This is a genomic window from Pantoea sp. AG1095 (assembly GCF_003208415.1).
In the GTDB taxonomy this organism is placed as follows: domain Bacteria; phylum Pseudomonadota; class Gammaproteobacteria; order Enterobacterales; family Enterobacteriaceae; genus Pantoea; species Pantoea leporis.
The window spans coordinates 160,915-184,348 of sequence record NZ_QKMJ01000002.1; the positions used below are offsets into that span (position 1 = coordinate 160,915).

Sequence of the window (23,434 nt, forward strand, 5' to 3'; positions counted from 1 at the left end):
ACCTTACTGATCCGCACAGGGAGAGAAGAATGAATAACCGCCTGACCGGTTTGGCGCTAGCCAGCTTACTGCTGGTGGGTTGTGCCAGCTCAAAACCGGCTGAAAATACGGAACCTGCGCAGCGCAGCGATCCGCTGGAAGGCTTTAACCGCACGATGTTTAACTTCAACTACAACGTGCTGGATCCGTATGTTCTGCGTCCGGTGGCAGTCGCCTGGCGCGATTACGTGCCGGTGCCGGCACGTAGCGGCATCAGTAATGTGTTATCCAACGTTGAAGAGCCCGCCAGCATGGTCAACGCCATTCTGGTGGGTGAACCGCGCCAGGCAGGCATCCACTTCACCCGCTTCTTCCTGAACACCGTGTTAGGGCTGGGTGGCTTTATCGACGTGGCGGGCAAAGCCAATCCGGCGCTGGCGCGTGAAGTGCCGCATCGCTTTGGTAGCACGCTGGGACGTTATGGCGTCGGTTACGGCCCGTATGTTGAATTGCCGGCCTACGGTAGTTTCACCATCCGTGAAGATGGCGGTGACTTCGTTGATACGCTCTATCCGGTCTTAAGCTGGTTGAGCTGGCCGATCTCGGTAGGTAAATGGACGCTGGAAGGGATTGAAACCCGTGCGCAGTTGCTGGATTCGGACGCCATTTTGCGTCAGCAGCAAGATCCGTACGCCTTTATTCGTAATGCCTACTTCCAGCGACATGACTTTATTGCCAACGGCGGTAAGCTGAAGCCGGAAGATAATCCGAACGCCAGTGCGATTCAGGACGATCTGAAAGATATTGATTCTGAATAAAACAAAAAGGCGACTCAATGAGTCGCCTTTTTTATCAAGCTACGTATCAGAACTTGTAGTTAAAGTTCGCGCCGTACAGCCAGGCTTTACCTTCAGAGTTAAAGGTATACGGGCCTTCTTTCACGGTGACTTTCTGACCGTGCATGTAAGAAATACCCAGGTCGACAGAAGCATCTTCATTGAAGGCGTAAGACGCACCGGCACTCAGCCACAGACGATCCTGATCCGGAATAGAGATAGAACGCTTATCGGCCGGAACCGGGCTGTCATCAAAGGCGATACCGGTACGGAAGGTCCAGTTATCGTCGTAGAAGTAAGTGGTACCCAACGCGATACGGTAGGCATCGTGGAAACTTTCATCCTTATAGAACAGCGTCTGGCCATTGCTGCCAGTGGCTTTCAACTCCTGGAATTGACTCCAGCTGGTATAAGTCAGGCTATAGTGAACCGCCCATTGCGGTGCCACTTTATGCCAGCCTGAAACTTCCCACATCTCTGGCAGATTCAAAGTCAGAGAACCCGGAATTGTGGTGCCGCTGGTGCCGTAAGGCAGGCCTAAAGCCAGTGCCTGCGGTGTACCGTTAAAGGCGGTGGGGATGTTGCTCTTGTAGTCACCGTCAAAGTCGACTTTTACTTCTGAGCGGTAGGTAAAGCCAAAGCGGTTATTTTTATCCACTTCGTACAGGATGCCGGCGTTCCAGCCGTAACCCCATTCATCACCTTTTAAATGCGCAATCTGGGTATCGGCTGGCAATCCTGCCACGGCACCTGCTTCACCGGCATAGCGCTCAATTTTCGCTTTTGCGTAGACCGCATCAAAGCCGATACCGAAGCTGAAATTCTCATTCAGTCGATAAGCGGTGCTGATATTAAAATTACCGGTCATCAGGTCGGTTTTGCCGCCATAACCACCTGCGGTATAGCCGTCATTAAATTCGGTTGCTAAACCATAGTTTGAGGTCGCAGATGCACCAATCCACCACTGATCGTTAATTGGGTGCACATAGTGAAGATTAGGGATCCACTGATTTGGGGCGATATTTTTGGCATCAAGGCTGCGACCTGTCGGGCTCTGACCGCTAATATCCACTTCGGGATCAATATAAACCGCGCCGATAGAGAAAGAAGGGCGATCCATTAATGCCATGGTTGCCGGGTTACGGCTGGCAGAGGCGGCGGTATCACCCATCGCACCTTCGCCGGAATATGCACGACCTAAACCAATTGCTGAGAATTCATTCAGTTGAAAGCCCGCGGCGTAAACATGAGAACAGACGAGCGTTACTGCAGCTGCCACAGCTGACTTTGCAAACAGGTTTTTATGGTTCATGACCACAACCTCATCCAGATTTATTATTTAACGTTGTTACGTCGCGTAACAAAGAGCGGCGAATTGTAGGGACTGATGGCAAAACCACATATCAGACCAGTGCGACGAGTATAGGTCCGACCTGTGTATTTGTTGCAATATTGTTTTTTAAATATTTCTGATTTGATCGATAAAATCAGATCTGCTTAACAAAATCTTAGCGGTTCGACTTAAACATAGCGTTCAATTTTGCTGTGGATCAATTTTTAGTGTGATATTCGTCACTTAGCGGCTTGATCGTGGATGTGAAAACGCAGCAGGCGTACACTTTGCGGCAGAAAATAATCCGATTATGTTGAAATTATCGTCAGGAGAGAATCATGACTGATGCCATTAAAAAGTGTAATGCCAACGAAACGGCGGCCTGCTGCTGTGTCGATGTGGGAACCGTGATGGATAACACCGATTGCACCGCAAGCTGGTCTGGCGTATTTGCCGACCGTCATGCGGCGGAAGCGATGCTGGCGCATTTGACTGAGCGCGCGCGTCAGGTGGAATCCGATCCTTGCGATATTCGCGCGGATTTTGCCAATGAAGGCGACGCGGTGCGCCTGTCTATCGACTTCACCTTTGCCTGCCAGGCCGAAACCCTGATTTTCCAGCTCGGCCTACGCTAATCATGCCGCTGCCGAAACCCCTTCGGCAGCCTTAACTCATTTTCGTGTATTCCTTCGCACTTTTTTCCTCTGCTTATTGGCTACTTAGCAACACTTAGTTAACACTGATGATCAGGTCAGACCTGTTTGGCAATGATGCCCCGGTCGAAAAATACAGGTGATTGCAATGAGCAAAGCGCAGCCGCTGCTGACGCGTCAGGGCGAACGTATCGCCATAACCCACGGATTACGCACGCCTTTTGCCCGCCAGGCGACCGATTTCCACGGCATTCCCGCGCTGGAGCTGGGGCGCATGGTGATCAGCGAACTGATGGCGCGCAGCGAATTACCGGTCGAGATTATCGATCAACTGGTGTTTGGCCAGGTGGTGCAGATGCCGGAAGCGCCCAACATTGCGCGTGAAATTGTTCTGAGCAGCGGATTAGGCGTGCATACCGATGCCTATAGCGTTAGCCGCGCCTGCGCCACCAGTTTTCAGGCGGTGGCAAACGTGGCGGAAAGTTTAATGGCGGGCACCATCGATGCCGGCATTGCCGGTGGCGCGGATTCATCCTCGGTGCTGCCGATTGGCGTCAGTAAAACTCTGGCGCGTGCGCTGGTGGATCTCAACAAAGCGCGCAGCTTTAGTCAAAAACTCAGCATCCTGCGTCGTTTGCGTCCGCGCGATCTCTTGCCGGTGCCACCGGCGGTAGCGGAGTATTCCACCGGATTACGCATGGGTGATACCGCCGAGCAGATGGCGAAAAGTCACGGCATCACGCGTGAACAGCAGGACGCGTTAGCGCTGCGTTCGCACCAGCATGCGGCGCGCGCCTGGCAATCGGGCGTGTTAAGCCAGGAAGTAATGCCCGCATTTGTGCCGCCGTGGAAAGCGCCTATCGAGCAGGACAACAATATTCGCTTTAACGCCAGCGCCGCCGATTACGCCAAACTGCGCCCGGCGTTTGATCGTCGCCACGGTTCGGTGACCGCCGCCAACAGCACGCCGCTGACCGATGGTGCCGCAGCGGTGATCCTGATGCGTGAAGGGCGCGCGCGCGAACTCTGCATTCAGCCGCTCGGCTATCTGCGCAGCTATGCTTTTACGGCGATTGACGTCTGGCAGGATATGCTGCTTGGACCGGCCTACGCCTCGCCGCTGGCGCTGGAGCGCGCCGGCATCACGCTCAACGATCTGACGCTAATTGATATGCACGAAGCCTTTGCCGCACAAACCTTAGCCAACCTGAAAATGTTCCGTGACGAACGCTTTGCGCGCGAGGTGCTGAATCGTCCGCATGCGTTAGGTGAAGTCAATGAAGAACGCTTTAACGTGCTTGGCGGATCGATAGCTTATGGTCATCCGTTCGCTGCCACTGGCGCACGCATGATCACGCAAACGCTGCAGGAACTGCGGCGGCGCGGTGGCGGATTGGGATTGGTCACCGCCTGCGCGGCGGGCGGCCTGGGCACGGCAATGGTTTTGGAGGCCGAATAATGAGCGAATCCGCCTTTCATTTACACATGAGCCTCGACCACGTCGGTGTGATCACCATCGATGTGCCGGGCGAGAAGATGAACACGCTGAAGGCCGAGTTTGTGCCGCAGATCAAAGCGGTGCTGGACGAAGCGCGCAGCCATCAGCAGTTGGCTGGATTAGTGTTGATCTCCGGCAAGCCAGACAACTTTGTTGCTGGTGCGGATATCAGTATGATCGCCAATTGCAAAACGGCGCAGGAAGCTGAGGCGTTGGCAAAGCAGGGACAAGATGTGATGGCGATGATTGCCGCGCTGCCGTTTCCGGTAGTGGCGGCGATTCACGGTGCCTGCCTCGGCGGCGGTCTGGAACTGGCGCTGGCCTGCGATGCGCGCATCTGTTCGCTGGATGACAAAACGCGCCTCGGTTTGCCGGAAGTACAGCTCGGTCTGCTGCCGGGTTCTGGCGGTACGCAACGTTTGCCGCGCCTGATTGGCGTACAGCAGGCGCTGCCGCTGATCCTCACCGGCAAACAGCTGCGCGCTAAACAGGCGCTCAAGCTGGGGATTGTCGATGACGCGGTGCCGCAATCAATTCTGCTGGAAACGGCGATTGCGCGCGTACACAAAGGAAAAGGCGCACGGCGGGAGCTTTCGCGCCGCGATCGTTTTCTGCAGGGACCAATCGCGCGTCAGGTGCTGTTCTCGCTGGCGCAGCGGCAAACCCACAGCAAAACCCAGGGCAACTATCCAGCGGCCCAGCGCATTCTTGACGTGGTGCGCATCGGTCTGGAGCAGGGCAGCAGCGCCGGGCATGAAGCGGAAGCGCGCGCCTTTGGCCAACTGGTGATGACGCCAGAATCGGCCGCGCTGCGCAGTTTGTTCTTCGCCTCAACGGCCTTAAAGAAAGAGTCGATGGCCAGTGTCGAGCCGCAAGTGCTGAAGCAGATTGGCGTGCTCGGCGGCGGTTTGATGGGCGGCGGCATCGCCAGCGTTACGGCGCTGCAAGCCGGTTTGCCAGTGCGCATTAAAGACATCAATCTGGTCGGCGTGAATCATGCGCTGCAATACAGCTGGGATCTGCTGAGCAACAAGGTGAAGCGGCGTCAGCTAAAAGCCGCCGAACGCCAGCAGCAGATGGCGCGCATCAGCGGTGGCACCGATTACCAGGGATTCAGCCAGCGCGATCTGGTGATAGAAGCGGTATTTGAGGATCTGGCGCTCAAGCAGCAGATGGTCAGCGAAATCGAAACCCATTGCCAGCCGCACACCATTTTCGCCTCCAATACTTCGTCGCTGCCAATTGCTGATATCGCAGCCAAAGCCCAGCGGCCTGAAAACGTGATCGGTCTGCATTTCTTCAGTCCTGTGGACAAAATGCCGCTGGTGGAGGTGATTCCTCACGCCAATACCTCGGCGCAAACGCTGGCAAATACGGTGCAGCTGGCGCGTCAGCAGGGCAAAACGGCGGTGGTGGTGGCGGATCGCCCCGGCTTTTACGTTAACCGCATTCTCGCGCCCTATATAAATGAAGCGATGCACTGCTTGCAGGAAGGTGAGCCGATTGAGCATATCGATCGCGCTCTAGTGAAGTTTGGTTTCCCGGTTGGGCCACTGCAGCTGCTGGATGAAGTGGGCATTGATGTCGGCAGCAAAATCAGCCCGATTCTTGAGCAGGCTTACGGTTTACGTTTCAGCGCCCCCAACGCCGCGAACGCCATTCTGGCCGACGGCAGAAATGGGCGCAAAAATCACAAAGGGTTTTACCTCTATCAACGTTCGCGCTGGCCGGGAAAACGCAAAGTCGATGCTTCCCTTTATTCACTGCTGAATATCAAACCGCAGGCAAGGCAGAGCGAAGCGCAGATCGCTGAGCGCTGCGTCTTGATGATGCTGAACGAAGCGGCACGCTGTCTGGATGAAGCGGTGATCCGCAACGCGCGTGATGGCGATATTGCGGCGGTATTTGGCATCGGTTTTCCGCCGTTCCTTGGCGGTCCGTTCCGCTATATGGATCAGCGCGGCATTGGCGATATCGTCAAAGCATTAAGGTCATTAATGCAGCAGCACGGCGAGCGTTTTACGCCGAGTGAGGCGCTGATTGCAATGTCAGAACAGCAAACGAATTTTTACACTTCTGCACAATCGTGAATAGGCGCACAGATTCAGCGGGTTAGTCAGCGGGCCGTGCAGCGGTAAGCGCGGCACCATTCTGAGATATGCTTATTTAATAAACAACCGGTTGACTATACTGAAGCCATTGGGGTAAAACACACCGTTCATTCGCAGAATGAAGCGTCTGGTGCTGTGGTACCGGCCGATATCGACAAACAACAGCGGTGCTTTATGCAAGTTTTTATCATGCGTCATGGCGATGCAGCTCTGGAAGCAGCGAGTGATTCTGTTCGACCTCTCACACTCTGTGGCTGTGATGAATCGAGAGCGATGGCGAGCTGGCTCAACGGCAAAACGCCAGAAATTGATCGGGTATTAGTCAGTCCTTACCTGCGTGCCGAGCAAACGCTCGCCACGGTGCGCGAAACCCTGAAATTGCCAGAAGGGCAGGATGTCTTGCCGGAACTGACGCCGGGCGGCGATCCGGGCATGGTGGCTTGCTATCTGCAGGCGCTGGCACAAAAAGGGGTTAAATCGGCGCTGGTGATTTCGCATCTGCCGCTGGTGGGTTATCTGGTGTCTGAACTCTGCCCGCAGGAAGCGCCGCCGATGTTCGCGACCTCGGCAATAGCCTGTGTGAACTTTGATGCAGAGGCCTGCGAAGGCAAGCTGGAGTGGCAGGTCAGCCCGTCAAAATTGGCTAAAGCGATGTAATTCCGCTCTATGGGCCGCTTACAAACGCGGCCCTATCCTTTTGTAGCGCGGCACGTCACGGTAATTCAGGCGGCTGCCACTCTTCTACCTCTATCAGCACCAGCAGTGCGGCATCGCCGCCAAACATTTTCGGTGCCTGATGAAACGCCATCACATGCGGATGTTGTGCCAGCCACAGCGGTGTTTGCTGCTTGAGGATGTGTTTGCCGTGCCCGGTCATCACGCTGGCGCAGAACAGATGTTCGCGGCGACAGGCGGCAATCAACGCACCGAGTTCCTGCTTGGCCTGCATCTGCGTTAAGCCATGCAGATCGAGAAAAATTTCCGGCGTGTAATCGCCACGACGCAATTTCTTCTGCTCGTAATGGCTGACATCCGCGCGCACGTAGCGCACCGGACCTTCGCTCGACAGCAACGGCTGAAACTCGTCTGAAAAATAATGGCTGTTATCGACCTGTTCTGAAAGCAGGCGTTTAAGCGGTACTTCGCGCGTTTTCACTACCGGTTTATGCACGATAGTGTCCTGTTTCAGCTTGCGGGTTCCACTCATTAACTGGCGGAACATCTCCTGATCGTCCTGGCTTAGCGGCGTTTTCTTACTCATGGCTCTGTGATTGGGTCAGAAAAGGCTGGTTAAACAGCCGGTGGCATACCTTAACCGTTACTGTTAACAAATGTCAGCTTTTTCGCCTCGCTGCGCTGAATTCTGCCCGGCTTCGTGGCACACTATCGGCCGATTGATTTTATGGCCTGCGGAGGGCTACGTGGACAAGATATTCGTCGATGAGGCAGTGAATGAACTGCACACCATTCAGGACATGCTGCGCTGGGCTGTCAGCCGTTTTTCGGCGGCAGGCATTTGGTACGGCCACGGCACGGATAATCCCTGGGACGAAGCAGTCCAACTGGTTCTGCCAACGCTGTGGCTACCGCTGGATATTCCAGAAGATATGCGCAATGCGCGCCTGACTGCCAGCGAGCGTCATCGCATTGTTGAGCGCGTGATTCGCCGCGTCAACGAGCGCATTCCGGTGGCGTATCTCACCAACAAAGCTTGGTTCTGTGGCCACGAATTTTACGTTGATGAGCGCGTATTAGTGCCGCGTTCACCGATTGGTGAACTGATTGAGAACCGCTTTGCTGGTTTGATCAGCGATTCGCCTCATCACATTCTCGATATGTGTACCGGCAGCGGCTGCATCGCCATTGCCTGCGCTTACGCCTTCCCGGAAGCGGAAGTGGATGCAGTCGATATCTCCACCGATGCGCTGGCTGTCGCCGAGCAGAATATCGAAGAGCATGGCCTGCTGAACCACGTCACGCCAATCCGCGCCGATCTGTTCCGCAACTTGCCGCCGGTGAAATACGATCTGATCGTCACCAATCCGCCGTACGTAGATGCGGAAGATATGGACGATCTGCCGAACGAATATCGCCACGAGCCGGAACTGGGTCTGGCGGCGGGCAGCGACGGCCTGAAACTGGTGCGTCGCATTCTGGCCTGTGCGCCGGATTACCTCACCGAGCAAGGCGTGCTGATTTGCGAAGTGGGTAACAGCATGGTGCACATGATCGATCAGTATCCAGACGTGCCGTTTACCTGGCTGGAGTTTGATAACGGCGGTGACGGCGTGTTTATGCTGACGCGCGAGCAAATCGTGGCGGCACAGCATCACTTCTCATTTTACAAAGACTAAATAAGAGGGCGAGCGCTCGCCCGCAACATCGCAACAAGGAACCAGCATGGCCGGAAACAGCATCGGACAAGTTTTTCGCGTAAGCACTTTTGGCGAGTCGCATGGTATTGCGCTGGGCTGCATCGTTGACGGTGTGCCACCCGGCATTCCGCTGACGGAAGCCGACATCCAGCACGATCTCGATCGTCGTCGTCCTGGCACTTCGCGCTATACCACGCAGCGCCGCGAGCCGGATCAGGTGAAAATTTTGTCTGGCGTGTTTGAGGGCGTGACGACGGGAACCTCAATCGGTTTGCTGATTGAGAACACCGACCAGCGTTCACAGGATTACGGCACCATCAAAGATCTGTTCCGTCCTGGCCATGCCGATTATACCTACGAGCAGAAATACGGCCTGCGCGACTACCGTGGCGGCGGCCGCTCTTCGGCGCGTGAAACCGCGATGCGCGTGGCAGCAGGGGCGATTGCCAAGAAGTATCTGCAGATGAAGCACGGCATCGTGGTGCGCGGCTATCTGGCGCAGATTGGCGATGTGGCCTGCGAGCTAAAAGACTGGAGCATCGTGGAAGAGAACCCGTTCTTCTGCCCGGATGCCTCCAAACTGGAAGCGCTGGATGAGCTGATGCGCGGCCTGAAAAAAGAGGGCGATTCCATCGGCGCCAAAGTTACCGTGCTGGCAGAGAACGTGCCGCCGGGCCTGGGCGAGCCGGTATTTGATCGTCTGGATGCGGATTTAGCGCATGCGCTGATGAGCATCAACGCGGTGAAAGGCGTGGAGATCGGCGACGGTTTTGCGGTGATCAATCAGCGCGGCAGTCAACATCGCGACGAGATCCGTGCCAACGGTTTCCAGAGCAATCACGCGGGCGGCATTTTGGGCGGCATCAGCAGCGGCCAAACCATTAGCGCCAATCTGGCGATGAAACCGACCTCCAGCATCACCGTGCCGGGCAACACCATCACCCGCGAGGGTGAAGAAGTCGAGATGATCACCAAAGGTCGTCACGATCCCTGCGTCGGCATTCGCGCTGTGCCGATTGCCGAGGCGATGATGGCGATTGTGTTGATGGATCACCTGCTGCGCCAGCGTGCGCAAAACGGTGACGTCAACAGCAGCGTTCCGCGCTGGTAAACCCGATGATGCGCCGTCTGCTCATTATCTGTGCCGCGCTGCTATGCAGTGCGGCCGCCATTGCCGCCACGCCGTGGCAGCAAATTCATCAGCCGATTGCCGGCAGCCCGCAGTCAATTGGCGGCTTCGCCAACGGCTGTATTGTGGGTGCGCAGCAGTTGCCGCTTAACTCACCCAATTATCAGGTGATGCGCCAGGATCAGCGCCGCTATTTCGGCCATCCCGATCTGATCGCCTTTATTCAGCGTCTCAGCACCCAGGTTCATCAGCTTCAGCTGGGACAAGTGCTGATTGGCGATATGGGCATGGCGGCGGGTGGACGTTTTAGCAGCGGCCACGCCAGCCATCAAACTGGTTTAGACGTCGATATCTGGCTGCAGCTGCCGAAAACCCGCTGGACGGCGCAGCAGTTGCTCAAGCCGCAGCCGCTCGATCTGGTTTCTGCCGATGATAAACAGGTGATTGCGCGTCACTGGCAGCCGCAAATCGATAGCCTGATTAAACTGGCGGCGAAAGATGATGAAGTGACGCGTATCTTCGTCAATCCAGCAATCAAAAGGCAGCTTTGTGCCGATGCTGGCAGCGATCGCGCGTGGCTGAATAAAGTGCGTCCGTGGTTTGCTCATCGTGCGCACATGCACGTGCGTCTGCGTTGTCCGGCGGGGAGCCTTGAATGTGAAGACCAGGCACCTCAACCGGCGGGTGATGGCTGTGGCGCTGAGTTGGACAGCTGGTTCCTGCCGAAAAAGCCAGGCAGCACGCCGCCGGTGAAGAAAACGCCGCCGCCATTGCCGCCGTCTTGCCAGGCTTTACTTGATAAGCATCTTCTGTAGGTATTTCAATGGATTGGTTCGTTGTCAGCCCACTCATCCTTTGTGTGCTGTTTTTTGTGGCAGTGCTGGCGGCGTTTATCGATTCGATCGCTGGCGGCGGCGGCCTGCTTACCGTGCCGTCTTTGCTGGCGGCCGGGCTCTCTCCGGCACAGGCGTTAGCCACCAATAAGCTGCAATCGGTCGGCGGATCGTTCTCCGCCAGCCTCTATTTCATCCGACGTGGTGCGGTGAATCTGAGCGAGCAGTGGCTGAATATCGCCATGACCTTCCTCGGCGCGATTGCTGGCACCATTTTGATTCAGCACTTACAAGCGGATGTACTGCGCCAAATCTTACCGCTGCTGCTGATCTGCATCGGTTTGTGGTTTCTGCTGATGCCGCGTTTGGGTGAAGCCGATCGCGAACGTCGTCTGCACGGTTTGCCCTATGCGCTGGTAGGCGGCGGCTGCGTCGGCTTCTACGACGGCTTCTTTGGCCCCGGTGCCGGCTCATTCTATGCGCTGGCCTTCGTCACGCTGTGCGGCTTCAATCTGGCGAAAGCCACCGCCCACGCCAAAATCCTAAATTTCACCTCGAATTTTGGCAGTTTGCTGTTCTTTATGTTCGGCGGAAAAGTGGTGTGGGGCACCGGCGCGATTATGTTGCTCGGCGCCTTTATCGGCGCGCGCCTCGGCGCCAGGCTGGTATTGAGCCGTGGTCAGAAACTGATTCGCCCCATGGTAGTGATCGTTTCTGCGATAATGAGCGCTAAATTGTTATGGGACAGTCATGGCGCAGAACTGATGGCCTGGCTGGCCACGCTGTAATCCAACACTCGTCAAGACCGGCTGCCAATGCGACAATGGCGCCGGTTTTTTTAAAGATTAAAAATTATGAGTACAACACACCATTACGATCAGCTGATTGCCATCTTTGATGGCTGCTTCGTTGACGATTTTCAGACCCGTCTAATTAAAGGCGACGACGAACCTATTTATCTTCCAGCGGATGAAACCTCACCGTGGAATCGCGTGGTGTTCGCGCACGGCTACTACGCCAGCGGACTGCATGAAATTTCCCACTGGTGCATTGCCGGTGAAGCGCGCCGCAAGCTGGTGGATTTTGGTTATTGGTATTGTCCGGACGGACGCGATGCGCAAACGCAGAGCCAGTTCGAATCGGTTGAGGTAAAACCGCAGGCGCTGGAGTGGTTATTCTGCGTGGCGGCGGGCTTTCCCTTCAACGTAAGTTGTGACAATCTCGAAGGCGATTGTGAGCCAGATCGCATAGCGTTTCAGCGCAAGGTGCATGCACAGGTGATGACGTATCTGCAGCAGGGCATTCCAGCACGACCAGCTCGCTTCATCGATGCACTGACGAATTATTACGGCACGCCGCCACTGACGGCGGCACAATTCCCCTGGCCGGAAGATCTGTAATCCGCGAAGGTTATAAGAAGAGAGGAAGAGATGATCGTAGAATTTGAAACCCGCATTCTGGCCCTGATTGATGACATGGTCGATCACGCCAGCGATGACGAGCTGTTTGCAGGCGGCTATCTGCGTGGTCATCTGACCCTGGCAGTGGCGGAGATTGAGCTGAGCGGTGAACACACGCCGGAAGCGCTGCAAACTCACGTCACCAACAGCCTGCAAAAAGCCATTGCTGCTGGCGAACTGTCACCACGCGATCAGGCGCTGGTCACCGGCATGTGGGACAATCTGTTCCTGCAGGCACGTCAAACCGCTTAACGTCTCGGGGCGATCGCTCGCCCCGCAGATTATCGACCCGCTTTTTTACCCTTCAGCAGTTTTCGCACCCAATAGCGATTTGGACTCATCGCCGCCAGCGTGGCTGCATCCAGCGGCTGCGGTTCGCCGCTCATCTGCGCCGCCAGCACTTCGGCCGCCAGCGGTGCGCTGCACAAACCACGCGAACCTAATGCGCCCAACACAAACAAACCGTTATGCACCGGCGCATCGGCTACGCTTGCACCGCGCGCACGCTGTTCTGGCAGATCGGCGTATTGCGTGAGTGTCGCTTCATAATCTGGCGCGCTGCCGCTCATCGGCAGATGATCGCGCGTGGCACAGCGCACGCCGTTGCGCGCCTGGTTATCGGACACATCAACCTGTTGCGGCCATTGGCTCTGCGGCAGACAGTTAATCAGCCGTTGGCGATTCTCCTGCTGATCGTCGGCGCGGAAATCTGTGGCGGTATCGCCACGATGATAGCTGGCGCCGATGCAATGGGTGGCGAAGTTCGGGCTGACCGGCGTGAGATAGCCGTCGTAACACAGCACGGTGCGCAGCGCGCCCAACGACGGATTAGTCGGCGCGTGGCTCACTTGTCCCGCCACCGCGTACACCGGCAGCGTTTTGCTGTGCTCAAGTTCCAGCAACGCGTGACCATTCGCCAGCACCACTTGGGAATGCTGCACCGGCGGCTGCTCGCTAAAGTGCAGCGTCCAGCGATCTTCATCGCGCGTTAATTGCGTGACGCGATGCAGCCAGTGCAGGCGTAATCCCCGCGATTGCGCGTACTCCAGCAGATTGCTGGTCAGCTGTGCAGGTGACAGCCAGCCACCTTGCGGATAAAAAATCCCGCCAACATCAAGTTCAACGCCCGCCAGCTGTTGCGCTTCTTCTTTATTAACGCCGTACGCGATGTCATGCGGCAATGCCATGTTGAGCATCTGCGCAATTTTCTCCGCGCTTTTATCATCCCAGCCCAGTTGCAACACGCCGCTCCAGTCATGCTCAAACTCCACTGGCAGCCGATCGTATAGACGTCGGGCAAAACCAAAAGCGGCCGGGAAGAAGGTGGCCAGCGCGGGATCGTGCTGATTCAGCAGCGGATAGAGCGCGCCCTGACGATTGCCGGATGCGCCCAGCGCGGGCGCGTCATCGGCGCAGTAGAGCGTTACGCGCCAACCGCGTCGCAGCAGCGCCAGCGCCAATACTGCGCTGGCGACGCCGCCGCCAATCAGCGCTACTTTATTGCTGCCTGCCGGTGGGCGTGCATACCACGGCTGGCTGTGCGGCAATGCAGCGGCTTGCTCCAGCACGCCGACCAGCATTTCACGCTTGTGACCAAAGCCTTTGCGCTTCTGCATACTGAAACCGGCGTCCTGCAACCCGCGTCGCACAAACCCCGACGCGGTAAAAGTCGCCAGCGTGCCGCCCGGCCGGGCGAGGCGCGCCATCGCGGCGAACAGATCTGGCGTCCACATCTCAGGATTTTTTGCCGGCGCGAAGCCATCAAGGAACCACGCATCCACCTGACGATTGAGGCTGTCATCAAAGGTGTGAATTAGCGCGTTAATATCACCAAGCCAGAGGTCCAGCGTGACTTCGCCGCCGTTAAACAGCAGGCGCTGACAACCCGGCAACGCCTGCGGCCACTGCTGTTGCAGCTGTTCGGCCCACGGCTTTAGCTCCGGCCAATGGGCATGCGCAGCCACCAGATCGGCGTGCGTCAGCGGGAATTTCTCGCAGCTGATGAAGTGCAGACGCTGCAAAGTGGCGTTGGGTTGCTCATTGCGGAAGCGATCGAAGGCTTGCCACAGGGTAAGAAAGTTCAGACCAGTCCCAAAACCGCTTTCGGCGACAATAAATAAATCGCGTGAATGTTCAGCAAAACGGTGCGGAATATGGTTGCCATCAAGGAACACATAGCGCGTTTCCTCCAGTCCATTATCGTTGGAGAAATAGACGTCGCCGAACGCTCGGGACACAGGTGTACCCTGTTCATTCCAGTTTATTTGGGCGTGTTCAACCGGGGTTAATTTCACGGGAAAGGCTCATATTTCAGGCAGTGGCGCGAGTTTAGCGATAGACGTCACATGACGCAAATTTACAAAGGGAAATGGCTGATCGGACTTGTTCGGCTTACAACTGTACGCTAGAGTGCACCACATCCAAATATGTGGAACGAGGATTATTGAATGAAACGTGCAGTGATTACTGGCCTGGGTATTGTTTCCAGCATTGGTAATAACCAGCAAGAAGTGCTGGCTTCTCTGCGTGAAGGCCGTTCCGGTATTACTTTCTCTGAAGAGATGAGAGATGCCGGTATGCGCAGCCACGTATGGGGCAACGTCAAACTGGATACCAACGGGCTCATCGATCGCAAAATCGTGCGTTTTATGAGTGATGCCTCTATTTATGCCTACCTTTCAATGGCCGAAGCGATCAAAGACTCTGGCCTGACTGACGAACAGTATCAGCAAAACCCACGTGTGGGTTTGATTGCCGGTTCTGGCGGCGGTTCTCCGCGTTATCAGGTATTTGGTGCTGACGCCATGCGTAGCCCACGCGGCCTGAAAGCGGTCGGTCCTTATGTGGTGACCAAGGCGATGGGTTCAGGCGTTTCTGCTTGCCTGGCAACCCCGTTCAAAATTCACGGCGTGAACTACTCCATCAGTTCAGCCTGTGCTACTTCTGCACACTGCATCGGTAATGCGGTTGAGCAGATTCAGCTGGGTAAACAGGACATTGTATTTGCTGGCGGCGGTGAAGAGCTGAGCTGGGAAATGGCCTGTGAGTTCGATGCGATGGGCGCACTGTCGACCAAATACAACGAAACGCCAGAAAAAGCCTCACGTACTTACGATGCCAACCGTGACGGCTTCGTTATCGCTGGCGGCGGCGGTATGGTGGTGGTTGAAGAGCTGGAGCACGCTCTGGCACGTGGTGCACACATTTATGCTGAGATCGTGGGCTACGGCGCAACCTCAGATGGCGCAGACATGGTAGCTCCTTCAGGCGAAGGCGCAGTGCGCTGCATGAAGATGGCGATGCAAGGTCTGGATACCCCAATCGATTACCTCAATACCCACGGCACTTCTACGCCGGTTGGTGATGTGAAAGAGCTGGGTGCGATTCGCGAAGTGTTCGGCGATAACTGCCCATCACTGTCTGCCACTAAAGCCATGACCGGTCATTCACTGGGTGCGGCGGGCGTGCAGGAAGCGATCTACACTTTGCTGATGCTGGAGCACGGTTTCATCGCGCCAAGCATCAACGTGGAAGAGCTGGATGAAGCGGGCAAAGGTCTGAACATCGTGACCAAACCGACTGATAAAGCGCTGACCACCGTGATGTCGAACAGCTTTGGCTTCGGCGGAACTAACGCCACTCTGACCATGCGTAAGTTGCCAGCATAATCCCGTAGGATCGCCATTCATGGCGACCTAATTATGCTAGCAATATCACAAGGGCCGGTTATCCGGCCCTTGTTGTTTTGACATTCCACCTTCAGCTTGCCTACACTACCACTCCATCCGAAACAAAATTATCACTTTTAGCTTAGTGTGAACCAAATATCCCGTTTCTGTTTTGGCAGCAAGCGCGTGTCTGGTTATTACAAGGAGTTCGACCCACCATGACCACGACTGCTGACGCGCAAACGCAATCCGTTATGCCGCTGGCCTGCACCTCCTTTGCGGTATTCCTCACCTATCTGACCGCTGGCCTCGCGCTACCGGTCATCCCGCTGTATGTCCATCATGAACTCGGCATGAGTAACCTGATGGTTGGCGTGGCGGTGGGGATTCAGTTCTTCGCCACGCTGTTGACGCGCAGCTTTGCCGGGCGTCGAGCCGATCAGCACGGTGCGAAACTCACCACGCAGCACGGCATGCTGGCCATCGCGCTGGTGGGCGTGGCGTATCTGGCGGCCGCGTTGTTACCGGTTTCTCCGTGGATGAAGTTTGGTTTGCTGGCGGTAGGGCGCTTGCTGTTAGGATTCGGCGAAAGCCTGCTGCTGACCGGCAATCTGACCTGGGGCATGGGATTGGTGGGCAGCAAACGCTCCGGATTAGTGATGTCATGGAACGGCATGGCGATTTATGGATCGCTGGCGGCTGGCGCACCGCTCGGCTTGCTGATCAATCAGCACGGCGGCTTTGCTGCTCTCGGTGCGGTTGCGCTGCTGTTGCCGCTGCTGTCGCTGGCGATAAATGGCTGGATCCGCAAAGTGCCGGTGGTGGGCGGCGAGCGGCCATCGCTGCTTAGCGTAGTGAAAACCATCTTTCAGCCGGGACTGGCGCTGGCGCTGCAGGGCACCGGTTTTGCGGTGATCGGCACCTTTACGTCACTCTATTTTGCTGCGGAAAACTGGGGCAACGCCGGTTTTGCGCTGACCGCCTTCGGCTGTGCGTTTGTGCTGGTGCGCGTATTCTTTGGCGGCTTGCCGGATCGTCACGGCGGCGTAAAAGTAGCGATGATCTCTTTGCTGGTGGAAACCGCCGGTCTGCTGCTACTGGCGTTCGCCACTTCTGGCTGGATGGCGCTGATTGGCGCGGCTTTGACCGGCTGCGGCTGCTCGCTGATCTTCCCGGCGCTGGGCGTTGAAGTGATTAAACGCGTATCGCCACAGATTCGCGGCACCGCGCTTGGCGGTTTCTCTGCATTTCAGGATATCGCGTACGGTGCCAGCGGCCCGTTGACCGGCTTACTGGCGACGGCGCTGGGTTACGGCTCGGTCTATGTTGCGGGTGCCTGTTGTGCGGCGCTGGGCATTCTGGTTACCTGGAGCTTTGCGCGGGCTGCGACAACAGCGTAACCAGCTTATCGCAGGCGCTGACAATCTCCCCGGGTGTCAGCGCCGCAAAGCCCAGTCGCTGGCTGACTGGCAGCTGGACGGCAATTCTCGCCACGCCCGCTGCCAACTGTGGCTGCTAGATAAACAGCCACAGCAGGAAGATAAACAGGAAGATGCCGACAATCAGCGTTAACGCCGGGCGCTGCGCCAGCGGCTGCGGCAGCATCTGGATAAACGGCGACCAGATTGGCTGCGGCCGAATTTCGCTATCGGCCAGCGGCTGTTCGTGCAGTTTCTCGGCGCGGCGGCTAAACAGCAGATTCAGCAGATCCTGCGTCTGCGCTGGCGTCAGCACGGTGGTCGGCAGCGCCTGGAAACGTTGCTGGCTGTAATCTTCCAGCAGTCGCTGCTCATCATGGGTTAACGGCTGGCGCAGTGAGGTTTCCAGCATCTGCAAGGTTGGCGCACTGTGCTGAGCCAGCGTCTGGCGCACCTGCAAATATTGCGTCAGCAGCGGGAAGTGGCGTGAGGGAATCGGATCGCCACTTTTCAGATTCACCAGCTTCAGCGTATCGGCCAGCAGTTTCACTGGCGATTCACCGGTTTTCGCTGCAAGGCGCGTCACCTGCTGATTCAGCGACTGCTGTTCTGCCGGCAACAAGCTGCGATCGGACACGCGCGTTTGCTGCGGCTGCGGGATCGCCATCTGACCGTTTTGCAACATCGTCAGCACCTGACGCAGCTGATCCTGCGACAACGCGCTCAACACCGTTTGGTTAAACTGCTGACGAATAAAATCGCTCACCGCCTGGCGATTATTGCCCTGCGGCAATTTTTCCAGCAGCTGTTGCAGCAGCTGGCGCGTAGCAAGACTGTTTTGCACCTGGGTTAAGCGACCGTTGAGATGCTGCTCCGCCGCCGGAAAGTGGCGCGATTGCAGCTCCGCCTCACTCTTCACCCCGACTTCATGCCGCACGCCAGCCCAGAGTTCCGGCGCTTTTAGCGTACTCAAAGACATAATGCGAACAATCAGACGTTCCAGCGTGGTGCGCTGGGCAGGAGAAAGCGGCTGCTCACCGGCTGGACCGCCAGGTCGCGTTGGGCCAGTGGCCTGAGATAAAGGGGAACGATCGCCCGCGGGCACACCGGGACCGCTGAGAGGTTGCATGGCGGAATCCTTGAAAACGGGTCAGATCCGGGTGCGCCGGAAAAAAGAGGCCACATCATAGCAAAAGCCCCCAGGAAATCCACGGGGGCTGCGGCCTTTCCGGATAATAAAGTCAGGCGGCGGGATCGGGAAGGGTCGCGCTGCGCGGCTTACGCAGCGGGGTTTTCAGCCGTTGCGCCAGAATAACACCGACTAACGTCATGCCGCCGCCAATCCAGTGATAGCCATGCAGCTGCTCATGCAGGAACATCACGGCAATAATGGCCGTAAACGCCGGCACGAAGTTCATGAATATGCTGGTGGTGCTGGCGCCCAAACGCTGCACGCCAAGGATCCACAGGAACGGCGCGATGATCGACGCAAACAGCCCGGCATACAGCACCAGCGGCAGATTGTGCATGTTGAGCGTGACATCCGGCGCGCGCAGGAAGCCAGGCAGCAACAGCAGCACGCCAAAGAAAATCTGCACATACAGGCTTTGCCAGGTCGGCAGCGGAATCGCCCAGCGCTTGGTCAGCACGCCGTACAAGGCATACGAGGTCGATGCTGCCAGCATCATCAATTCGCCATTGCCGAGCCGTTGATTCAGCAGCTGCGCCGGATTGCCTTCGCTCACCAGCCACACCAAACCAGCGAACGACAGCACGCCGCCAATCAGAATGCCGCGCGTCGGCGCGAGGCGCAGCACAACCAGACTGAGCAGGATGGTCAGCAGCGGAATGGTCGCGCCGAGAATTCCCATCATCACCGCAGAAACGCTGTGCGCCGCGTAATAGGCGAGACTTTGATACAGCACCATGCCAAGCAGACCCAGGAACAGCAATCGCCAGCCGTTGGCTTTAATGGTGTGACGATGGCGCCACACGCCCGGCAGGCAAAACGGTGTTAGTACTACTAGCGCCAGCAGCCAGCGATAGAAGGAGATCGCCGCAGGATCGATACTTCCCGCCGAGAGTTTGCTGACGATAGTGTTGATCGACCAGATCAATACCGCGATCAGCGGAAACAGTAAATTCATGATACAGCTCCTCAGATAATCGCGAATAGTTTACGTTTGACCGGTTTAAAGCAGATAGTTAAAATCGGACAATATTTGTTAGTGACCGGACAGAATGAATCTACAAGTCGAATACCAGCCGCCGATTGATGCGCCTTTGCTGCGCTTCTTCATGCGTTATGACGAGGTCAACGCCAAAACCGAATACCTCACCCATGTGCATGATTGGGGTCAGGTGATTTTCGTCACCAGCCACGTGCTGGAGATGGAAGTGGAGGGCGAACGTCTGCTGACGCCCGCAGATATCCCGATCTGGATTCCGGCCGGCCATCGTCACAGCAGCTACAATCACAACGAAGCGCGTTTTCGCACCTTTAATCTCGCCGCCGATCTCTGCGCGGGCCTGCCGGATAAAGCCTGTTTATTGCATGTCGATGCCATTGGGCACGCCATCATGAATGATTTTGCCCGCCGTGAACTGGAGCAGCCGCAAACGCAAGCCGACTGGCGCATGTGTGAAGTGTTGATCGATCGGCTGCGTCTGGCGCCGGTGCATAAAAGCTTTTTGCCGATGTCGGATGACAAATTCCTCGCGCCGATTCTGCGCGCGCTTGAAGCGCATCCCGGCGATAACACCACGCTGGCACAATGGGCGAAGCGCGTGTTCACCACCGAGCGTACGCTAGCGCGGCGCTGTCAGCAGCAGTTGAATATGTCATTCAGCGAGTGGCGGCAGCGTTTACGCTTTCTGCGTGCTATCGCGCTGCTGGAGCAGGGTTGCAGCGTGCAGGGCATTGCTCACGAGCTGGGTTACAGCTCGGCGTCGGCGCTCATTGTGATGTTCCAGCAGCAGGCCGGTACCACGCCCGATCGCTATCGCAGTCGGTTAGGTTAATCCCCGGCTTTATGGCAAAATACGCGCCTTAAATTTTTGCAGACAGGACCGCCGCAGTGAAAATTCTCGTCGATGAAAATATGCCTTATGCCCGTGAACTCTTCAGCCGCACCGGCGATGTGCTCGCGGTGCCGGGACGTCCGTTGCCGGAAGCTGAGCTGCAGGACGCCAGCGGATTGATGGTGCGTTCCGTCACCAAAGTGAATGCGGCACTGCTGGCCGGTACGCCGGTGAAGTTTGTCGGCACCGCGACCGCCGGCACCGATCATATTGATGAAGCATCACTGGCGGCGGCAGGCATCAGCTTCTCTGCGGCGCCTGGCTGTAATGCCATTGCGGTGGTGGAGTATGTGTTCTCCTCGCTGCTGCTGCTGGCGGAGCGCGATGGTTTTGCACTGCGCGATCGCACCGTGGGCATTGTTGGCGTGGGGAATGTTGGCGGCCGCCTGCAGAAGCGTCTGCAAGCCTGGGGCGTGAAAACGCTGCTGTGCGATCCACCGCGCGCCGATCGTGGCGATCAGGAAACCTTCCATTCGCTGGATGATCTGGTGGCGCAGGCCGACATCCTGACCTTCCACACGCCGCTGTTTAAAGATGGCCCGTATAAAAGCTGGCATTTGGCCGATGCGGCGCTGCTGATGGCGCTCAAACCCAACACTATTCTGATCAACGCCTGCCGCGGTGCGGTGGTAGATAACGCGGCGCTGCTGGCAGTGCTGAAGATGCGCCACGATCTTAGCGTGGTATTGGATGTGTGGGAGCCGGAGCCGGATCTGTCGCTCGATCTGCTGGATAAAGTGGATATCGCCACCGCCCATATCGCTGGCTACACGCTGGAAGGTAAAGCGCGCGGCACCACGCAAGTGTTTGAAGCCTGGTGCGACTTTATCGGCCAGCCGCAGCAGGTGGCGCTGGAAAGCCTGCTGCCGGCACCTGAATTCGGTTCTGTCACCCTGCGCGGCAAGCTCGATCAGCCAACGCTAAAACGCTTAGTACATCTGGTGTATGATGTGCGCCGCGACGATGCGCCACTGCGTAAAGTGGCGGCAAAGCCAGGCGAGTTTGATCGCCTACGCAAGCAATATCAAGAGCGTCGTGAGTGGTCATCGCTGCAGGTGCATTGCGATGATGCGGAGACGGCGGCGATGCTCAATCAGCTTGGCTTCCGCGCCAGTTTGTAAAGAAATTTCAATCACCTGCACTATTGCGGGGGATAATTCCTAAATCTCGGGCGATGTTTTCATCGCCTTCTGTTTTTGTGTCAATCTCTGGAGTAACCAACATGTCTGACGGCTGGAATATCGCGCTTTTGGGCGCAACAGGCGCAGTAGGGAACGCTGTACTGGAACTGCTGGCTGAACGCCAGTTCCCGGTTGGTGAGTTGTATTTGCTGGCGAGTGAAAACGGTGCCGGTGAGAACAAACGTTTTGAGGGACGTACCGTGCTGGTGCAGGACGTGGCCGAATTTGACTGGACGCAAGTGCAGCTGGCGTTCTTCACTGCGGGTCGTGAAGCCTCGGCGCGCTATGCCGAAGAAGCCGCCAGCCAGGGTTGTCTGGTGATCGATAGCAGCGATCTGTTTGCGCTCGAACCGGATGTGCCGCTGGTGGTGCCGGATGTGAATCCACAGGTGCTGGCGGATTACCGCAATCGCAACATCATTACCGTTGCCGACAGCCTGGTAAGCCAGCTGCTGTGCTCAATCAAACCGCTGGTAGATCTGGCCGGTCTGAGCCGTTTGCAGGTTACCAACCTGATTGCGGCCTCCAGCCATGGTAAAGCGGCGGTTGATGGCCTGGCCGGTGAAAGTGCGCGTTTGCTGAACGGCGTGCCGGCGGAAACGCACTATTTTGGCCGCCAGCTGGCGTTCAACATTTTGCCGCTGTTGGCGGACAGCAATGGCAGCGTCGAGAGCGAACGTCGCGTGGTTGAGCAGGTACGTAAAGTGCTGCAGGACGAAGGTTTGCCGATCGCGGTAAGCAGCGTGCAGGCGCCGGTGTTCTACGGCAATGCGCAGATCGTACACGTGGAGAATCTGCGTCCGCTCTCTGCAGAAGAAGCGCGCGATGAACTGGGCCGCTCCGGTGATATCAACCTGAGTGAAGAGAGCGATTACCCCACGCAGGTGGGCGATGCGTCCGGCAGCGACGTGCTGAGCATTGGCTGCGTGCGCAATGATTACGGCATCCCAGAGCTGCTGCAGTTCTGGTCTGTGGCAGACAACATCCGTTTCGGCGGTGCACTGATGGCGGTGAAAACCGCTGAGAAACTGGTGCAGGAGTATTTCTATTAATGTTGCCTGAAGGGAAAACGCTTAAGCTGGCGTTGGGTATTGAATACGATGGCAGCCGTTATTACGGCTGGCAGCGGCAAAATGAAGTGCGCAGCGTGCAGGAAAAGCTGGAAAAGGCGTTGTCGAAAGTGGCCGATCATCCGGTGGTGGTGTTCTGCGCGGGCCGTACCGATGCTGGTGTGCATGGCACCGGACAAGTGGTGCATTTCGAAACCACCTCACCGCGTGCTGACGCAGCCTGGACGTTGGGTGTGAATGTCAATCTGCCCGATGACATCGCGGTGCGTTGGGTGAAAGCGGTGCCGGACGAGTTTCATGCGCGTTTTAGCGCCACGGCACGCCGCTATCGCTACGTGATTTACAACCATCGGCTGCGTCCAGCGATTCTGGGCAATGGCATTACCCATTATTACCATCCGCTGGATGCAGAGAAGATGCAGCGCGCTGGTCAGGCGCTGATTGGCGAGAACGACTTCACCTCGTTCCGTGCGGTGCAGTGTCAGTCACGCACGCCGTGGCGCAACGTGATGCATCTCAACGTCACGCGTCATGGGCCGTATGTGGTGGTGGATATCAAAGCCAATGCATTTGTACATCACATGGTGCGTAATATTGTCGGCAGCCTGATGGAAATCGGCACCGGCAACCAGCCGGAAGAGTGGATGGCGACGCTGCTCGCGGCCAAAGATCGTAAGCTGGCGGCGGCGACCGCCAAAGCCGAGGGGCTTTATTTGGTAGCGGTGGATTATCCATCCCACTTTGCATTACCTCAGCCTGCGTTGGGACCGTTGTTCCTCGCGGATTAACCGTTAATTGTTGGGTGTTAG

Annotated in this window: 22 protein-coding genes; 17 read left to right on the forward strand and 5 right to left on the reverse strand. The window is 56.8% G+C overall.

The genetic code is table 11. The features are described from left to right. Positions 1–29: 29 nt before the first annotated feature. Complete coding sequence (mlaA, locus tag DEU53_RS07395; protein WP_101763617.1) at positions 30–797, forward strand: phospholipid-binding lipoprotein MlaA; 768 nt, start codon at positions 30–32, stop codon at positions 795–797. Between the two features lie 46 nt (positions 798–843). On the opposite strand, the gene fadL is transcribed toward mlaA, so the two are convergent. Continuing rightward, positions 844–2,127 carry a long-chain fatty acid transporter FadL gene (gene fadL, locus DEU53_RS07400; protein ID WP_101763618.1) on the reverse strand — a complete coding sequence of 428 codons (1,284 nt, stop codon included), beginning with the start codon at positions 2,125–2,127 and terminating at the stop codon, positions 844–846. A 359-nt stretch (positions 2,128–2,486) separates the two neighbouring features. Here fadL and DEU53_RS07405 point away from each other — a divergent pair, with 359 nt between their 5' ends. The 4 genes from DEU53_RS07405 to sixA all read left to right on the forward strand — a co-directional run bounded on the left by DEU53_RS07405 (position 2,487) and on the right by sixA (position 7,067). After that, positions 2,487–2,783, forward strand: a complete 297-nt coding sequence (locus DEU53_RS07405) for a YfcZ/YiiS family protein (protein ID WP_101763619.1) — start codon at positions 2,487–2,489, stop codon at positions 2,781–2,783. A 166-nt stretch (positions 2,784–2,949) separates the two neighbouring features. Beyond that, complete coding sequence (fadI, locus tag DEU53_RS07410; RefSeq protein ID WP_110866545.1) at positions 2,950–4,260, forward strand: acetyl-CoA C-acyltransferase FadI; 1,311 nt, start codon at positions 2,950–2,952, stop codon at positions 4,258–4,260. After that, entirely contained in the window at positions 4,260–6,389 is a 2,130-nt protein-coding gene (gene fadJ, locus DEU53_RS07415) for a fatty acid oxidation complex subunit alpha FadJ (protein ID WP_110866546.1), read from the forward strand. The genes fadI and fadJ overlap by 1 nt, the downstream gene beginning before the upstream one ends. Positions 6,390–6,584: 195 nt before the next feature. Continuing rightward, entirely contained in the window at positions 6,585–7,067 is a 483-nt protein-coding gene (sixA, locus tag DEU53_RS07420) for a phosphohistidine phosphatase SixA (protein ID WP_101763719.1), read from the forward strand. A gap of 55 nt (positions 7,068–7,122) precedes the next feature. On the opposite strand, the gene smrB is transcribed toward sixA, so the two are convergent. Then, positions 7,123–7,671 carry an endonuclease SmrB gene (gene smrB / locus DEU53_RS07425; RefSeq protein ID WP_101763622.1) on the reverse strand — a complete coding sequence of 183 codons (549 nt, stop codon included), beginning with the start codon at positions 7,669–7,671 and terminating at the stop codon, positions 7,123–7,125. Between the two features lie 160 nt (positions 7,672–7,831). Here smrB and prmB point away from each other — a divergent pair, with 160 nt between their 5' ends. The 6 genes from prmB to DEU53_RS07455 all read left to right on the forward strand — a co-directional run bounded on the left by prmB (position 7,832) and on the right by DEU53_RS07455 (position 12,459). Continuing rightward, positions 7,832–8,764 (forward strand): 50S ribosomal protein L3 N(5)-glutamine methyltransferase, encoded by a 933-nt coding sequence (prmB, locus tag DEU53_RS07430; protein WP_110866547.1) that lies wholly within the window; start codon positions 7,832–7,834, stop codon positions 8,762–8,764. A gap of 46 nt (positions 8,765–8,810) precedes the next feature. Beyond that, positions 8,811–9,896, forward strand: coding sequence for a chorismate synthase (gene aroC, locus DEU53_RS07435; RefSeq protein WP_110866548.1), 1,086 nt, complete (start codon positions 8,811–8,813; stop codon positions 9,894–9,896). 5 nt (positions 9,897–9,901) lie between these two features. Then, entirely contained in the window at positions 9,902–10,729 is an 828-nt protein-coding gene (gene mepA, locus DEU53_RS07440) for a penicillin-insensitive murein endopeptidase (protein WP_370445554.1), read from the forward strand. 8 nt (positions 10,730–10,737) lie between these two features. Continuing rightward, a complete protein-coding gene (locus DEU53_RS07445) occupies positions 10,738–11,535 on the forward strand; it encodes a sulfite exporter TauE/SafE family protein (protein WP_110866549.1) in 798 nt (265 codons plus the stop codon). Between the two features lie 66 nt (positions 11,536–11,601). Then, positions 11,602–12,147, forward strand: coding sequence for an elongation factor P hydroxylase (locus tag DEU53_RS07450; RefSeq protein ID WP_110866550.1), 546 nt, complete (start codon positions 11,602–11,604; stop codon positions 12,145–12,147). 30 nt (positions 12,148–12,177) lie between these two features. Continuing rightward, positions 12,178–12,459, forward strand: coding sequence for a YfcL family protein (locus DEU53_RS07455; RefSeq protein ID WP_008101252.1), 282 nt, complete (start codon positions 12,178–12,180; stop codon positions 12,457–12,459). Between the two features lie 29 nt (positions 12,460–12,488). On the opposite strand, the gene mnmC is transcribed toward DEU53_RS07455, so the two are convergent. After that, positions 12,489–14,501 carry a bifunctional tRNA (5-methylaminomethyl-2-thiouridine)(34)-methyltransferase MnmD/FAD-dependent 5-carboxymethylaminomethyl-2-thiouridine(34) oxidoreductase MnmC gene (gene mnmC, locus DEU53_RS07460; RefSeq protein ID WP_110866551.1) on the reverse strand — a complete coding sequence of 671 codons (2,013 nt, stop codon included), beginning with the start codon at positions 14,499–14,501 and terminating at the stop codon, positions 12,489–12,491. 153 nt (positions 14,502–14,654) lie between these two features. Between mnmC and fabB the strand changes: the two genes are divergently transcribed. Further along, positions 14,655–15,875 carry a beta-ketoacyl-ACP synthase I gene (fabB, locus tag DEU53_RS07465; RefSeq protein WP_110866552.1) on the forward strand — a complete coding sequence of 407 codons (1,221 nt, stop codon included), beginning with the start codon at positions 14,655–14,657 and terminating at the stop codon, positions 15,873–15,875. A 218-nt stretch (positions 15,876–16,093) separates the two neighbouring features. Further along, positions 16,094–17,275 (forward strand): MFS transporter, encoded by a 1,182-nt coding sequence (locus DEU53_RS07470; RefSeq protein ID WP_110866553.1) that lies wholly within the window; start codon positions 16,094–16,096, stop codon positions 17,273–17,275. A 115-nt stretch (positions 17,276–17,390) separates the two neighbouring features. Here the strand turns inward: DEU53_RS07470 and flk are convergent, their stop codons facing one another. Continuing rightward, positions 17,391–18,422: a flagella biosynthesis regulator Flk gene (flk, locus tag DEU53_RS07475; RefSeq protein ID WP_101763630.1), complete on the reverse strand. Its 1,032-nt coding sequence runs from the start codon at positions 18,420–18,422 to the stop codon at positions 17,391–17,393. A gap of 112 nt (positions 18,423–18,534) precedes the next feature. Next, positions 18,535–19,440 (reverse strand): DMT family transporter, encoded by a 906-nt coding sequence (locus tag DEU53_RS07480; protein ID WP_110866554.1) that lies wholly within the window; start codon positions 19,438–19,440, stop codon positions 18,535–18,537. Positions 19,441–19,534: 94 nt separating this feature from the next. On the opposite strand from DEU53_RS07480, the gene DEU53_RS07485 reads away from it, so the two are divergent. From DEU53_RS07485 to truA, 4 genes are all read left to right on the forward strand, one after another. Further along, positions 19,535–20,314, forward strand: a complete 780-nt coding sequence (locus DEU53_RS07485; protein ID WP_110866555.1) for a helix-turn-helix domain-containing protein — start codon at positions 19,535–19,537, stop codon at positions 20,312–20,314. A gap of 56 nt (positions 20,315–20,370) precedes the next feature. Beyond that, complete coding sequence (gene pdxB / locus DEU53_RS07490; RefSeq protein ID WP_110866556.1) at positions 20,371–21,495, forward strand: 4-phosphoerythronate dehydrogenase PdxB; 1,125 nt, start codon at positions 20,371–20,373, stop codon at positions 21,493–21,495. A 101-nt stretch (positions 21,496–21,596) separates the two neighbouring features. Continuing rightward, entirely contained in the window at positions 21,597–22,607 is a 1,011-nt protein-coding gene (locus DEU53_RS07495) for an aspartate-semialdehyde dehydrogenase (RefSeq protein ID WP_110866557.1), read from the forward strand. Continuing rightward, entirely contained in the window at positions 22,607–23,413 is an 807-nt protein-coding gene (gene truA, locus DEU53_RS07500; RefSeq protein ID WP_110866558.1) for a tRNA pseudouridine(38-40) synthase TruA, read from the forward strand. The genes DEU53_RS07495 and truA overlap by 1 nt, the downstream gene beginning before the upstream one ends. Positions 23,414–23,434 lie beyond the last annotated feature (21 nt).